The organism is Xanthomonas cucurbitae, assembly GCF_002939885.1.
In the GTDB taxonomy this organism is placed as follows: Bacteria; Pseudomonadota; Gammaproteobacteria; order Xanthomonadales; family Xanthomonadaceae; genus Xanthomonas; species Xanthomonas cucurbitae.
This window is the reverse complement of sequence record NZ_MDED01000009.1, coordinates 106,867-121,155: the sequence shown is the minus strand read 5'-3', so window position 1 is coordinate 121,155 and position 14,289 is coordinate 106,867. Positions and strand designations below refer to the sequence as shown.

The 14,289-nt window shown below is 66.1% G+C and carries 10 protein-coding genes; 8 read left to right on the top strand and 2 right to left on the bottom strand.

Features of this window, described 5'->3' with window-relative positions:
* Positions 1 to 2,793: Tle-like phospholipase domain-containing protein (locus tag XcuCFBP2542_RS07150; protein ID WP_146090308.1), on the top strand; the 2,793-nt coding region annotated here is incomplete at its 5' end.
* A gap of 79 nt (positions 2,794 to 2,872) precedes the next feature.
* On the top strand, positions 2,873 to 3,319 hold the full coding sequence (locus XcuCFBP2542_RS07145) for a GIY-YIG nuclease family protein (protein WP_104602904.1): 447 nt from the start codon (positions 2,873 to 2,875) through the stop codon (positions 3,317 to 3,319).
* Positions 3,320 to 3,459: 140 nt separating this feature from the next.
* On the opposite strand, the gene XcuCFBP2542_RS07140 is transcribed toward XcuCFBP2542_RS07145, so the two are convergent.
* Positions 3,460 to 5,484, bottom strand: coding sequence for a M3 family metallopeptidase (locus XcuCFBP2542_RS07140; RefSeq protein WP_104602903.1), 2,025 nt, complete (start codon positions 5,482 to 5,484; stop codon positions 3,460 to 3,462).
* Between the two features lie 96 nt (positions 5,485 to 5,580).
* The gene (locus XcuCFBP2542_RS07135; protein ID WP_104602902.1) at positions 5,581 to 6,684 is read right to left on the bottom strand and encodes a PLP-dependent cysteine synthase family protein; all 1,104 of its coding nucleotides are present in this window, start codon (positions 6,682 to 6,684) and stop codon (positions 5,581 to 5,583) included.
* Positions 6,685 to 6,775: 91 nt separating this feature from the next.
* Here XcuCFBP2542_RS07135 and XcuCFBP2542_RS07130 point away from each other — a divergent pair, with 91 nt between their 5' ends.
* The 6 genes from XcuCFBP2542_RS07130 to XcuCFBP2542_RS07105 all read left to right on the top strand — a co-directional run bounded on the left by XcuCFBP2542_RS07130 (position 6,776) and on the right by XcuCFBP2542_RS07105 (position 14,231).
* A complete protein-coding gene (locus XcuCFBP2542_RS07130) occupies positions 6,776 to 7,222 on the top strand; it encodes a CopL family metal-binding regulatory protein (protein WP_170066961.1) in 447 nt (148 codons plus the stop codon).
* 224 nt (positions 7,223 to 7,446) lie between these two features.
* A complete protein-coding gene (locus XcuCFBP2542_RS07125) occupies positions 7,447 to 9,270 on the top strand; it encodes a copper resistance system multicopper oxidase (RefSeq protein WP_104602901.1) in 1,824 nt (607 codons plus the stop codon).
* Positions 9,267 to 10,361, top strand: coding sequence for a copper resistance protein B (locus XcuCFBP2542_RS07120; protein WP_104602900.1), 1,095 nt, complete (start codon positions 9,267 to 9,269; stop codon positions 10,359 to 10,361). Before XcuCFBP2542_RS07125 ends, XcuCFBP2542_RS07120 begins: the two co-directional genes overlap by 4 nt.
* A gap of 254 nt (positions 10,362 to 10,615) precedes the next feature.
* A complete protein-coding gene (gloA, locus tag XcuCFBP2542_RS07115; RefSeq protein WP_104602899.1) occupies positions 10,616 to 11,140 on the top strand; it encodes a lactoylglutathione lyase in 525 nt (174 codons plus the stop codon).
* Between the two features lie 338 nt (positions 11,141 to 11,478).
* Positions 11,479 to 12,237 (top strand): hypothetical protein, encoded by a 759-nt coding sequence (locus XcuCFBP2542_RS07110; RefSeq protein ID WP_104602914.1) that lies wholly within the window; start codon positions 11,479 to 11,481, stop codon positions 12,235 to 12,237.
* 107 nt (positions 12,238 to 12,344) lie between these two features.
* Positions 12,345 to 14,231, top strand: coding sequence for a peptidoglycan-binding protein (locus tag XcuCFBP2542_RS07105; protein WP_104602913.1), 1,887 nt, complete (start codon positions 12,345 to 12,347; stop codon positions 14,229 to 14,231).
* Positions 14,232 to 14,289 lie beyond the last annotated feature (58 nt).

Sequence of the window (14,289 nt, the reverse complement as noted above, 5' to 3'; positions counted from 1 at the left end):
CAGCGCACCGTACTTGAGCAACTGCGGACTAGCAGCGATCCAATAGCCCGGCAGCATGCCGAAGAATTGCAACCGCTCTATCACGACCGTGAAATGGCCGGGCTAGCCGATGATGTGTATGACTCGGCCAAAGGCGAAGGACGGCCGAGCGCCGGATGGATTCGCGCCAGCGAGCATCTGGACAAGTTGCGCGAGTATGCGCCGCAGCTGAACCTGAGCGACAAAGAAATTGTCGAGCTGCTGAAACCAGGAAAGTCCGGCTTCCGCGCCGAAATCTACCTCCCCGACCCTGCCATCCTCGGCCCGGGCTACAAGCCGACCGTGGCATACAAAGGATCCGCAGGCGAAGTCCTGACACCCGACGGTCTGCGCCCCACCGGCAGCGAAGACTTTGTCGCCAACAACTTCCCGCAGTCGGTGGGCTTGAGGACCGATTACTACGACCGCGCCATGAACTTGGCATCGATCTTGAAAGTCCGCGCGCATCTCGACTTCGAAATCACCGGCCACTCCCTAGGCGGCGGAATGGCCTCCGCAGCCGCCGCCGTGACGGGTATGCGCACCACCACCTTCAATGCCGCCGGCCTGCATCCGCTCACCGCCCAGCGGTTTGCCCAGGAAAATGGGCTGCCGGTCTACGACCCCCAGCAAAGCGTCATTGCCTATCAGGTCACCGGCGAGGTCCTCAACGACGGCATCCAGCAGAATATCCATCGCCTGGATGCATTCCGGCGCGCAGAACTCGGCGCGGTGCTGAAGGAAACCTGCACCGTGCTCAATGAGTTGCCGCAAGGCAAGGCCTTGCTGGCCAGCCAGCTGGATGCAACGCTGCCGGCCCATGCGCAACCGGCCGCACACGCGTTCCTGGACCGGCTGCAACACGGCAACACCGCGCAACTATTGCGCGAGTTGCCGTTGGCCGCCGGCCAGATGCAACCGCTGCTGGCGGCCAAGCAGCATGCAGCCGATGGTATCGATATCGTCGATCGCCCGGCGCGGTTGTCGCTGCGCGATGTCTCCAATTTCGCCGGCCCCGCACTGGATGCGCTGCATGCCACCTCGCAAGGTGTGCGGGTGGGGCGCAGCCTGGGTGGGGTGGTCGCCGAGTCGGGCCAGGTCGCAGGCCAGGGGCTGGACGCTGCGGGCGACCTGGTACAGCGCGCGGCACTGGCCGCAGCGCAGATCCGCCAGTCGACCACCCAGCGGCTGGGGGCGGCGGCGGGAGAAGGCGTGGAGCAAGCTGGTGCACTCGCCGCACAAGGGCGGCAGGCCCTGGGCCAGGTGCAGGCCGGTGCGGAGCGGCTGCAGGGGCAAGCGCAGGACGAAGCCGCATCGTTGGGGGCGGCGGCGCTGCGTGGGCTGGGCGGGATGCTGCCGCAAGGGTTGGAGGCACAGCTCACTGCACAGGCCGAGCGCCTGGCGCAGGCCGGTGCGGCCGCAGAACAACGCGGGCAGAACCAGGCCACGCAGCTCTTGCATGAAGCGGCCGATGACGCCCGGCAGATCCGCCAGCGTGGCCAGGCAGCCGGCCAGGCGTTGAATACGGCCGCCAGCCAGGTGGGACAGGCTGAACACGCCAGCTGGACCGCGGCGGGAGCCCGGGCCAATGCGCTGCTGGACACGACAGGACGGTATGCCGAGGCAGCCTCCGCACTGGCGCCGGAGATCTACGCCACGCAGGCCGGTGTGGCCACGGCCGCAGTGGCCGCCTACGCCACGCACAACCCGACCAATCCGCAAGGCCTGTTCAATCTGGTCAAGACGGGCGAGTTCGCCAGCAAGCTGGGCGACAGCCTGGACGAGGCCACCGAACGGCATCTAATGACCGAAACGGTGCTACCCAGCATGGATGCACTCATCCAGGAAGTCGAACGCAAGGCGCGCACACAGGCCGCGCCGGAGCAGGCCCAGACGCAAGCCGCCGCGCTCGGACCGGGCGACCGCGGCACCGAGGTGCAGGCGCTGCAAGCCAGCCTGATCCAACTGGGCATCAACGAACGCATCAAGACGCCCGTAGCGATCAACGGCCTCTACGACCAACCCACCCAGCGCGGCGTACAGGCGTTTCAGTTGATGCACGGCATGGACGAGGTCAACGGCATCGCCGACCACCACACCCGTGCAGCGGTGCAACAGCAAGCCAGCGTTGCCATTGCCCCGCGCGACATGGTTCCACCGTACAGTGCGCCTGCCGTGCAGGCCACCACGGCCACGGCTGCGAGCGCATCGGTTGCAAGCGCACCCGAGCGCCTGCAAGTGGAGCTCTCCGCGCAGCAACAGCAACAGGCGCTGGAACAGCAACGCCACTGGCAACTGCACATGGAGCAAACGGTGCAGCAGGAGCGTGAGCGGCTGGCAGAGGAGGAAAAGGCCGCCGCGCAACGCGAGCAGGCCACCGTGGCAAGCGACGACGCACGCCAATCGCCCGGCCTGCTTCCCTTCAGTGACCCGGCGCATCCAGGCCATGCCTTATACGCAGACGTCAAGCATCGACTGGATGCCAAGGGCACGCCGTTGCCGGAGGACCGCCTGACCCAGGTCACCGCAGCTGTCTACATCGACGGCTTCCGAGCTGGCTGGCGCGGACGGGTGGATGTGGTCAACGAGAACTTCTTTGCACAGCACTACGACGACATTACCAAGCGCGTGAATATGTCACTGACCGGTGCGGCACCATCGGTGCAGGAATCGATGCAGCAGGTACAGACGCATGCACTCGAAACCGCGCGGCAGCAGGAAGCCATTGCGCAAGCCAGCCGGGATCAGCCAACCCCACCGGGGCCGATCGTATGAAAGCCATCCACCACGGTTATGCGCTAGTGTTCACCCGCACGCCCGCACACATGGGCGCCGACGCAGGATAGGCGGTGAAATGACGGACACGACCACGCTGGCAAGCGCGGCATTTGCTGCATTCGAGCACGCCGACTGGCATGGCCTGCAGCAGGGCCCTTACGTGGTGTACCTGCTGGCGTATGCACGGCGAGATGCGTTCTACATCGATGTGGCAAGCGACTTGCTCGCTATCGAAGGGCGATGCCGGCATCTGGTGGCACAACAACGCGCCACCCTACCCGAGCCCGGTGTGAGGGCGCTATTGATGACGTGGTTCGAAGTGTGCAACGACCCCGCAGCTGCGCAAGCACGCGCGAACGAGATCCGTCGTTGGACGCATGCGTGGCAACGACGGCTGGTTGAGACCTTGAATCCGCAATGGCTGGACCTAGCGGCGTATGCCCTTGGATTTCCAGGCAAGCTGGCACAAGTGGGAGAGCGCCAAGTCCAATTCAGCACCATCCTCAATTCCGGCGACACATGATGCACCTGACCCGACGGGCCGTGGGCCAGCAGCACAGAGCCGGGGCGCACTGGCACCCTGCCCGCTCCGACGATTGCCTTCACCACTGATCGTTGGCGTGACCGGCCTGTTGCGCGGCGAGCGGAGCAGCGAAGGCCGGCTCAGCCCGCCATGCCGTTGTGCCGCAACAGCGCATCGATGGTTGGCGCGCGGCCGCGGAATGCACGGAAATTGTCTGCGGCGCTGCGACTGCCGCCGCGCGAGAGGACCTCCAAGCGGAAGCGGGAGCCGGTGTCGGCCACCTGGCCGGGCGCTTCCTCGAACGCGGCGTAGGCATCGGCGCTGAGCACTTCGGCCCATTTGTAGCTGTAATAGCCGGCCGCATAGCCGCCGGCAAAGATATGGCTGAACTGGTGCGGGAAGCGATTCCATGCCGGCGGGCGATTGACCGCTACCTCGTCGCGCACGCGCTCGATCAGCTGCAGCACGCTGTCCTGTGCCGGGTCGAAGTGGCTGTGCAGCTGCATGTCGAACAACGCAAATTCCAGCTGGCGCACGGTGAACATGCCGCTCTGGAAATTGCGCGCGGCCAGCAGGCGGTCGAACAGGTTGCGCGGCAGCGGTTCGCTGGTCTGCACATGCGCGGTCATCGCCTGCACGCGCTCCCATTCCCAACAGAAGTTCTCCATGAACTGGCTGGGCAGCTCCACCGCGTCCCACTCCACGCCGTTGATGCCGGCCACGCCGAGTTCGCCGATGCGGGTGAGCAACTGGTGCAGGCCATGGCCCATTTCATGGAACAGCGTGGCAACCTCGCCATGCCGGAACGTGGCCGGTGCATCGCCGCTGCCGCGGCCGAAATTGCACACCAGATACACCAGCGGCGTCTGCACGCCGTTGGCGGTGTCGCGGCGATTGCGGCAGTCATCCATCCAGGCGCCGCCGCGCTTGCCTTCGCGCGCGTACAAATCCAGATAGAACTGGCCGACCAGCGCGCCCTGCGCATCTTCCAGGCGATAGAAACGCACATCCGGATGCCACACCGGCGCGCTATCCGGCGTGACCGTCAGCCCGTACAGGCTGTGGATCACATCGAACAGGCCTGCCAGCACTTTCGGCTCGGTGAAATACTGCTTCACTTCCTGCTCGGAGAAGCTATAGCGCGCCTGCTTGAGCTTTTCGCTGGCATAGGCCAGGTCCCAGGCCTGCAGTGTGTCCAGGCCCAGTTCGGCGCGGGCAAAGGCTTCCAGTTCGGCGCGGTCGCGCTGCGCATAGGGCTTGGCACGCACCGCCAGGTCGCGCAGGAACCCCATCACTTCATCGGGGCTCTGCGCCATCTTGGTGGCGATGGAATACTCCGCGTAGCTGGCAAAACCGAGCAGCTGCGCCAGCTCGGCGCGCAGCGCCAGAATGCGATCGATGTTGGCGCTGTTGTCCAGCGCGGCATCGCCGAATTCGGAGGCACGCTCGGCGTTGGCGCGATAGAGCGTTGCGCGCAGCTCGCGGTTATCGGCATCGCTCTGCACCGGCAGATAACACGGCATCTGCAGGGTGAACTTCCACCCCGGCACGCCGTCCTTTTCTGCCGCGGCGCGTGCGGCGGCGATCACCTCGACCGGCAGACCGGACAGCTGGGTGTCGTCTTCGGTCACATACGACCAGGCATCGGTGGCATCGAGCACGTTCTGCGAGAACTTCGCCGCCAGTGCCGACAATTCTTCCTGGATCTGTGAAAAGCGCGCCTTGGCGGCGTCGTCCAGCTCCGCGCCGCCGAGCCGGAAATCGCGCAGTGCGTTGTCCAGCACCTTGCGCCGGGCTTCATCGTAGTGCGCAGCGTCCGGCGACTGCGCAAGCGCCTTGTACTGCGCGTACAGCGCCAGGTTCTGCCCCAGCGCGCTGCCGAAGCGGCTCACCTTGGGCAGGTTGCTGTTGTAGGCCTCGCGCAACTCGAGGGTGTTCATCACTGCCTGCAGATGGCCCACCTGCCCCCAGGCGCGCCAGAGCCGCTCGGTGGCATCGTCCAGCGGCACCACGAAGCTGTCCCAGCTGACCGGGCTGACCTGTTCGGCGGCCTTCACTGCCGCCTCGGCCTGCGCCAGCAGCTGGTCGATCGCCGGGCTCACATGCTCGGGACGGATCGCATCGAAGGACGGCAGTCCGGAGAGGTCGAGCAAGGGGTTGGTCATGGAGCGCTCCGGCGGTGGACTGGATCAGGGGAAGGGACAAGCGGCACGCGGCGGTGCACACAGGTGCATGCACCATCTATCGCAACGATATGGCGGTCATTCCAGCGCAGCACAAGGCAGCGGCGGCAATGCGCCGCCGTTCACGGCGCTGGCGATGGCCGCGTCGCTGTCGGCGGTGTCGAGCTCGCGCGCCGCATACCAGGCCGGGTCGTAGTAGCTGTGCGCGTAGCGCTCGCCGGCATCGCACAGGATGGTGACGATGGAGCCCTGCCGGCCTTCTTCGCGCATGCGCTGGGCGGCCTGCAGCACGCCGACGAAGTTGGTGCCGGTGGAGCCGCCCACGCGGCGGCCCAGGGTGGCGCTGACGTGGCGCATGGCCGCCAGGCTCAGCGCGTCGGGCACTTTCACCATCGCATCCACGCAGGTGGCAATGAAGCTGGACTCCACCCGGGGCCGGCCGATGCCTTCGATACGCGAGCCGCCGGTGATGGCCAGTTCCTTGGGGCACTGCCCGTCCACCGCGCGGCAGTAGCCGTCGAAGAACACCGACACTTCCGGGTCGGCGCACAGGATGCGGGTGGCGTGGCGCCGGTAGCGCACATAGCGCCCCAGGGTGGCGCTGGTACCGCCGGTGCCGGGGCTGCAGACGATCCATTCCGGAATCGGGTGCGGCTCTTCGGCCAGTTGCTTGAAGATCGATTCGGCGATGTTGTTGTTGGCGCGCCAGTCGGTGGCGCGCTCGGCATAGGTGAACTGGTCCATGAAGTGCCCACCGGTCTCGCGTGCGAGCTTGTGCGAGGCGCTATCCAGGTCGCAAGCGCGCTCCACCAGATGGCAGCGCCCGCCCTGGAACTCGATGGCGGCAATCTTTTCCGGCGAGGTCGAGGCAGGCATCACCGCGATGAAAGGCACCCCCAGCAGCCGCGCGAAATACGCTTCGGACACGGCGGTGGAGCCGCTGGAGGCCTCGATCACCGGGCGGCCGGCACGCAGCCAGCCGTTGGTCAGCGCGTACAGGAACAGCGACCGCGCCAGCCGGTGCTTGAGACTGCCGGTAGGGTGGCTGGACTCGTCCTTGAAGTACAGGTCGATGCCTGGGTAGCCCGGCAGGTCCATGGGAATCAGGTGGGTGTCGGCCGAACGGTTGAAATCGGCCTCGATCTTCTGGAGGGCGGCGGCCACCCATTGGCGCTGCGACATGGCAGGACTGTGCGACGAAGGAAAGGTCGATTCTACCGCCGCTGGACGCGCCCCCGAGGTGGGCGGTCATCGGGCGGACAGTCGGGCGCCTATGCTATGCTCGCAGGACCTGTTCCCGCCGCGAGCGCCCGTGCTGCGTTGCCTGCTCCGCCTGCTGCTGTGCCTGTGCCTGGTTGCCAACACGGCCACTGGCGCGTGGGCGTCGGTGGGCATGGCCATGCCGCAGGTAGCCATGCCGCCAACTGCCGATGCTGCTGCGCTTGGGATGGGGCATATGGCAAGTGCCAGCTCCATGCCCTGTCATGAGGACATGGCGCCGCCAGCACCGACCCAGCCCGACAGCACGCCCAGCCACGCGCACGCGGCCGACTGCTGCAAGCTGGGCAGCTGCGACTGCCTGCAGCACTGCAGCCTGGCCTTGCTGACCCTGCCAGCGGTGCCCGCCGGCCTACCTGGCCCCCCGTCCCTGCCCGCGATTCCAGCCGTCGGGCGCGGCAACCCGGTGCCTGAACAACCGGTTCGACCTCCCATCGGCTGAGCGCAGCCGACACCCCGGCGGCGCTCAGCGTCAGCTGCGTACACCGGTCGCAGGAATCTTCCCGCCCCGTGTGTTCACGCCCGCTCACCGCGTCGCCCATGCCCCTGTGCCGTTTCGCGCGGATGTGTTGGCTGCCCTGATCGCTCTTCGCCCTGCATCGATGGATGCCGGATTTCTCAGCGATGCGTTGCGTCTACCGGTCCGGTGGGCGCATCGGAGGTGTCATGTCGTCCGATACTCCTGTCTTCACCCCAACTGCCAACCACGGAATCAGCCGGCGCCGTTTCGTGCAGGGCCTGGCCCTGGGCGGTGTTGCCGCCACCGGCCTGTGGCGCGGCGATGCCCGCGCTGCCGGCGCGATGGCCACGCCGGTGCTGCGCGGCAGCAGCCAATCACTGCAGATCGGCCAGCGTCCGGTCAATTTCACCGGGCGCACGCGCCCCGCCATCACCGTCAACCAGAGCCTGCCGGCACCGATCCTGCGCTGGCGCGAGGGCGACACGGTGAGCGTGCGGGTGCGCAACGCCCTGCCCGATACGCCTACCTCGGTGCATTGGCACGGGCTGCTGCTGCCGGCCAACATGGACGGCGTGCCGGGCATGAGCTTCGACGGCATCGCGCCGGGCCAGGAGTACCACTATCGCTTCGCGCTGCGGCAATCCGGCACCTACTGGTACCACAGCCATTCCCTGTTCCAGGAACAGGCCGGTCTGTACGGCGCCATCGTGATCGATCCACTGACACCGCCGCCGTATCGCTACGATCGCGAGCATGTGGTGCTGCTCTCGGACTGGACCGACCTGGATCCGGCCGCACTGTTCCGCCGCTTGAAGCAGATGCCCAGCCACGACAACTACGCCCAGCGCACGGTGGGCGATTTCCTGCGCGATGCGCGCGAGGACGGCGTGCGGGCAACGCTGGCCGATCGCGGCATGTGGGGACGCATGCGCATGACGCCGACCGACCTGTCGGATGTCAACGCCAATACCTACACCTACCTGCTCAATGGCGTGGCGCCGGCCGGTAACTGGACCGGATTGTTCGCGCCGGGCGAAAAGGTGTTGCTGCGTTTCATCAACGGCGCGTCGATGACCTACTTCGACATCCGCATCCCCGGCCTGCGCATGACCGTGGTGGCGGCCGATGGCCAGTACGTGCATCCGGTCAGCGTGGACGAGCTGCGCATTGCCGCAGCCGAAACCTTCGACGTGCTCGTCGAGCCGATCGGCCAGGACGCCTTTACGCTATTTGCGCAGGACATGGGACGCACCGGCTTCGCCTGCGGCACGCTGGCAGTGCGCAACGGCCTGCAGGCACCAATTCCGGCGCTGGACCCGCGCGCGATCCTGACCATGCAGGACATGGGGCATGGCAATGGCATGACGCACGCAGCCCATGCCATGCAAGCAGGCGATGCCATGCAAAGCGACCCGCATGCCGCTCACGCGATGCCAATGCCGATGCCGATGCCGATGCCGATGCCGGCACAACATGCGCACACCGCCAACACGGCATCGGACAAGACCCCCCACCATCTCGCCAGCGAAGACGGCAACCCGCTGATCGACATGCGCAGCAATGCCACCGCACCGCGCCTGGACGACCCCGGCGTGGGCCTGCGCGACAACGGCCGCCGTGTGCTGCGCTACGGCGACCTGCACAGCCTGTTCGAGGACCCGGATGGCCGCGAACCCGGGCGCGAGATCGAACTGCACCTGACCGGGCATATGGAAAAGTTCGCCTGGTCGTTCGACGGCGTGGCGTTCGCCTCGGCCGAGCCCCTGCGGCTGCGCTACGGTGAGCGGCTACGCATCGTGCTGGTCAACGACACCATGATGCAGCACCCCATCCACCTGCACGGCATGTGGAGCGACCTAGAAGATGCCGATGGCAATTTCCAGGTCCGCAAGCACACCATCGACATGCCGCCGGGCACGCGGCGCAGCTATCGCGTGCGCGCCGATGCACTGGGCCGTTGGGCCTATCACTGCCATCTGCTGTACCACATGGAAGCAGGCATGATGCGCGAAGTGCGGGTGGAGGCATGAGCATGCGCGCGCTACGCCCGCTGGTGATAAGTACCTGGTTGTTCAGTGCATCGCTGGCCGCGCAGGAACAGACGCATGCGATGGATGCCGCTGCCCATGGCGAGCATGCAGCCGCGCTGCAGGCCGACGACAACGCAGCTTTCCCCGCCTCGCCAGACTCGCAGGCAGCAACGGCTGATGCGCCACCAACCGCGCAAGAGGCCATGCCAGTAACGCCGATGGACCATGCGCAGAGGTCGCATGCGGAAATGGACCATGCCGCAATGCATCACGCCCAGATGGAGCACGCCGAGACAGAGCACGCTGCGATGGATCATCATGCGATGGGCCATGGTGCACACACCGCAGCGCCACCCGCATCCCCGGCCAGCACCGCGTTGCCACGCGAACCGATTCCCGCAGTGACCGACGCAGAAATCGCTGCCGCGTTTGCGCCACTGCAGGCGCACGCGATGCACGGGATGGGCATCAACCATTACATCCTGCTCGATCGCCTGGAAGCGGTCGACACCGATCGCGGCACCGGCCAGGACTGGGAGGCGCGTGCATGGATCGGTGGCGACATCGACCGCCTGTGGCTGCGCAGCGAAGGCGAACGCGCCAACGGCCGCACGCAATCGGCGACGTTCGAAGCGTTCTACGGTCACGCGATCTCGCCCTGGTGGGATGTACTGATCGGCGCTCGCCAGGATCTTGCATCGGACGATCGTCGTAGCTGGGCCGCCATCGGCATCCAGGGCCTGGCACCGTACAAGTTCGAGACCGAAGCCACCCTGTCCCTGGGCAACGCCGGGCGTGCCGCGCTACGCCTGGAAGGCGAGTACGACGTGTTGCTGACCAATCGCCTGATCCTGCAACCGCGGCTGGAAGCCGATATCGCGCTCACCGACGATGACCGCCGCCGCATCGGCAGTGGCCTGGAACAGGTACAAGCGGGCCTGCGGCTGCGCTACGAATTCACCCGCCGCTTCGCGCCCTACATCGGCTGGGTGCATACCCGCCGCTTCGGCGATGCCGCCCGCAATGCCATGGCGGACCAGCAAGCCCCACACGACAGCCAGGTTGTTGCCGGCATCCGCATCTGGTTCTGACACCGTGCTGCCTGCCTCGCCAGTATCGTCCTACCGGCCACGCTTGCCGCCGCAGGCAAGCGCGCGCCGGACGCCGAGCCACCGGCTGGCAATCGGCGTGCCCGCCGATCGCGGTGGACGCATGCGACAAACCACTCGACCCTCTGACACACCCCGGGCAGCGCATGCCGCAGACGCGCCGCCCACCCACCCCTCGCTAAACTGTCTACCCCACGCGCCTGTCCCGCGCGCCCGATTCGACCGAGGAGACCGCAATGCCTTTGACCGACCTGCAACATGTCCCCGGCGCCAGTGCCGCCCCCGCCGACACCCACGGCTTCGTCTTCAACCACACCATGCTGCGCATCAAGGATGCACAACGTTCGCTGGATTTCTATACCCGCGTCCTGGGCTTCCGCCTGCTCGATGCACGCCACTTCGCCGATGCGAAATTCAGCCTGTACTTTCTGGCCTTGCTGCCGGCGAGCACCGCCATTCCCGACCAGGATGACGAGAGGCGGCTGTGGATGGCCGGCATTCCCGGCGTGCTGGAACTCACCCACAACCATGGCACCGAAACCCAGGAGGGCACGGTGTATCACGATGGCAACAGCGACCCGCGCGGCTTTGGCCACATCTGCGTGTCGGTGCCGGACATCCACGCCGCCTGCGCCCGCTTCGACAGCCTGGAGGTGCCCTATCAAAAACGCCTGGAAGACGGCCGCATGAAGCACCTGGCCTTCATCAAGGACCCGGATGGCTATTGGGTGGAGATCATTTCCAATACCGCGCTGGCGTAGGCGGCAGCTCACCTGTGTGTCGTGCGCCGCAAACGGCGTGCGTCGCACGCGACGACGACTGCATGCGTGAAGGCGCTGTGCCGCCGCTGCGCCAGTCCGGCCGGCCGACCGGCCGGTAACAGCACGCGCTCAAACGAGTGAATGGACACGTCACCGGGCTGGAGTAGACTTTTTCCGCCCTTCGCAATGGATGCATCCCAATGCTCGTCAGGAAGATTCCACTGATCCTTGCGCTGGCAACGGTCGCTGCGTGCAAGCCGGCACCGCCGCACACCGCCGCCGCCACGCCAACCACCGCCAGCACCGCCCCCCACCCTTCAGACAAGGATGCCACTGCCATGCAGGATGCGACCCAGGCTACCACCCAGCAATTGCAGCCGCCGCGCCCGGACAGCGTGCTGTACTTCATCAGCAACGTCGATGGTGACGGCGCACTGTCGTACGAGGTCGCAAACGGCAGCTGGATCAATTACTGGTACGGCTTCGAATTCACCCTCGGCGGCACGCGCTATTACACCGGATTTGCCTGGGAAACCCCCGAGCTTTACGGTGCCGATCGCGAGAATCACTCCCCCGCCCCAGAGACCAAGGTCACCCTGGCCCATGCCACTTTCGTCACCAGCGCACCGGGCAGCAAGTCGCCGTGGAAGCTGCTGGGCGCCGAACCGTATATCGGCGAATTCGGAGGCATGGAACAGGCCAATACCATCGACACCGCGCGCAAGCCGCAGATCCAGGTCACCGACGATGGTCGCCTGGTCCTGGCGCTGCCGACATGGAGCCTGCAGTCCGGGGTGCGCATCCTGTCCTACGACCTGCTGGCGTTCAATCCCAAGGACACCGCCGAGGTCAACGACACGCATTGGACCTATGTGGGCAACCTGCCGGGCGGCCAGGACAACAGCGCCAACTGCGGCGAAGATGCGCCCGGCAAGATCGCCTGCGTGAAGAACACCAGCACGCTGGCATTCGTCCAGCAGCCGGGCCTGCCTGGAATACGCGTCACGGTGTCCGGCAATCCCTCGGCGAACGGGAGTGACGCGGCGGTGCAATACCGCTACGATACGGCCCACAAATCGTATGTGCCGGCCCCTTGACACAGGACCAAAGGAATTGGTTCGGGCGGCGTACCGCTGCAGCCGCGTGGCTGCAGCACTCAATGAAAGGATGATGAGCGATGCCGACCAATTACTCACGAGCCGAAGTGCTCGACATTATCGAACGTGAAGCGCAGGAGCGGAATATTCCGCGCGACGACTTCTTTCGATTCGCCTACGCGGAAACCGGCGGCAGTTTCAACGAGCTGGCAAGCCGTGGCCCGAACGGCGCCAAGGGCTTGTTCCAGTTCACGCCGCCAACCGCTGCCGAGTACGGTATTTCAGGACGCGAACTGGATGCGGTGGCCAATACCGATGCGGCCGCCCGCCTCTACCTGAATAATCGTAACTCCCTGGTGGACCGGCACGAACGCGATGGCCGGCCCTACCTGTCGGGCAAGCCCGAACCCGATGGCCTGGACATGTACATGGCCCATCAACAGGGAGCCGGTGGCTACCGCTCCATCCAGGCCGCGATCGCCACCGGGTCCTTCAGTCTCGACGGCACGCGCGCCAACATCCTCAACAACATCGGTGGAAAAGAGCTGCAGTCCTTGACCGGCGTGGATGCGGCCACGTTCAGGGCCATGTCCGACAAGGACATGGCGCAGACCTTCATCCAGTACTGGGATACGAAGATGGACCGCATCCATCTTCCAGAAAAAGGCATCCAGCCGCTGACCGGGCAACCGCAGGCCCCGTCGCCTAGCCAGGCAACGCCTGCGCAATCGGCAGCACAACCGGCAGCGCCCACGCCGGCGGGCACGCAGCCCATCGCCCTGGGTGCGGCCTACGCGCTGACGAACAAATACGACCATGTGAAATACGGCCTTGGCGCCAAGGATCCGGACCAGGGCAGGGTCGATTGCTCGGGCTGGGTGGTCGAGATGCAGAACGCCACCATGGACGAGATCAACCGTGGCGCGGGCAGGGCGATTTTCAGCAAGGCCGACAAGTTCAGCCCGGGCTTCGATAGCGCCTCCGAATTGCTGCGCAAGGCCGAGCAGCGCTCCGGCGTGCTGATACAGGGCAACGAGGTCACCGCCGACAAGCTCAAGGAAGGCATGATTATCGGCGAGGACAACGGTGCCAAGAGTTGGGATGCCGGCCGCTACAAGGGCATCGACCACATCACCATGGTGGTGCGCGACCCCAAGGATGGTGAGCTGAAGATCAGCCAGTCGCGCGGCGGCGAGGGTGTCGAACTCAGCTCGCTGGAGACCTACCTGGAACGCAAGCACGCCCGGGGCGTCAAGCTCTTCGCTAGCGACCCGCTCGCCGAGGCACGCGAACTGCTGCAGGACCGCAGCCACGACAAGCAGCAGTCGCAGGGCAGCGACACGCACAGGCCCGCACCCGCACAGGCTGGCGCGGGTACCCCCGGTGTGCTGCGCGAGGACGCGCACGGCCCCGAGGTCCAGAAGCTACAGCACACCTTGCAGCAGCTCGGCTACCGCGATGCGAACGGCAATGCCTTGCAGGCCGACAGCGTGTATGGCCCACGCACCGGCGAAGCGGTCAAGGCGTTCCAGCGCGCGCACGGCCTGCAGGACGACGGCATCGTCGGCCGCGATACCTTCAATGCGCTCAAGCAGGCCGACAAGGCGCCCTTGCTGTCGGAAAAGACCAATCCCGACCATCCGCTGTACACCCAGGCGGTCGGCAAGCTGGAGCAACTGGGTCCGCAGGCGTTTCCCAACCGGCGCGCACTGGAAAATGCAGCGGGCGCACTGGCGTTCGAAGCCAAGGTGGGCGGCATGCAGCGCATCGACATGGTGGTGCAGAACAAGGACGGCAGCGGGCTGTTTGCCGTGCAGGGGCAACCCAACGATCCCGCGCATCAACGCATCTATGCCGACAAGGCAGCCGCGTCGGAGCGCTCACTGGAACACAGCAGCACTGCGCTGCGACAGGAAGCCCAGGCGCAGCAGCCTTCGCAACAGCCGCAACACCAGCACGATCCGCAACGCAATCCGTCACAGCCGGTGATCTGACCGGACGCTCCGGCGATGCAGGACCGGGCCAGACGTTACCGACGTCCGGCCCGGTCCT

Coding starts and splice junctions, on each gene's coding strand:
- XcuCFBP2542_RS07145 (WP_104602904.1), top strand. CDS start 2,873: ATGACGGACACGACCACGCTGGCAAGCGCGGCATTTGCTGCATTCGAG.
- XcuCFBP2542_RS07130 (WP_170066961.1), top strand. CDS start 6,776: ATGCTATGCTCGCAGGACCTGTTCCCGCCGCGAGCGCCCGTGCTGCGT.
- XcuCFBP2542_RS07120 (WP_104602900.1), top strand. CDS start 9,267: ATGAGCATGCGCGCGCTACGCCCGCTGGTGATAAGTACCTGGTTGTTC.
- XcuCFBP2542_RS07135 (WP_104602902.1), bottom strand. CDS start 6,684: ATGTCGCAGCGCCAATGGGTGGCCGCCGCCCTCCAGAAGATCGAGGCC.
- XcuCFBP2542_RS07140 (WP_104602903.1), bottom strand. CDS start 5,484: ATGACCAACCCCTTGCTCGACCTCTCCGGACTGCCGTCCTTCGATGCG.
- gloA (WP_104602899.1), top strand. CDS start 10,616: ATGCCTTTGACCGACCTGCAACATGTCCCCGGCGCCAGTGCCGCCCCC.
- XcuCFBP2542_RS07110 (WP_104602914.1), top strand. CDS start 11,479: ATGCAGGATGCGACCCAGGCTACCACCCAGCAATTGCAGCCGCCGCGC.
- XcuCFBP2542_RS07125 (WP_104602901.1), top strand. CDS start 7,447: ATGTCGTCCGATACTCCTGTCTTCACCCCAACTGCCAACCACGGAATC.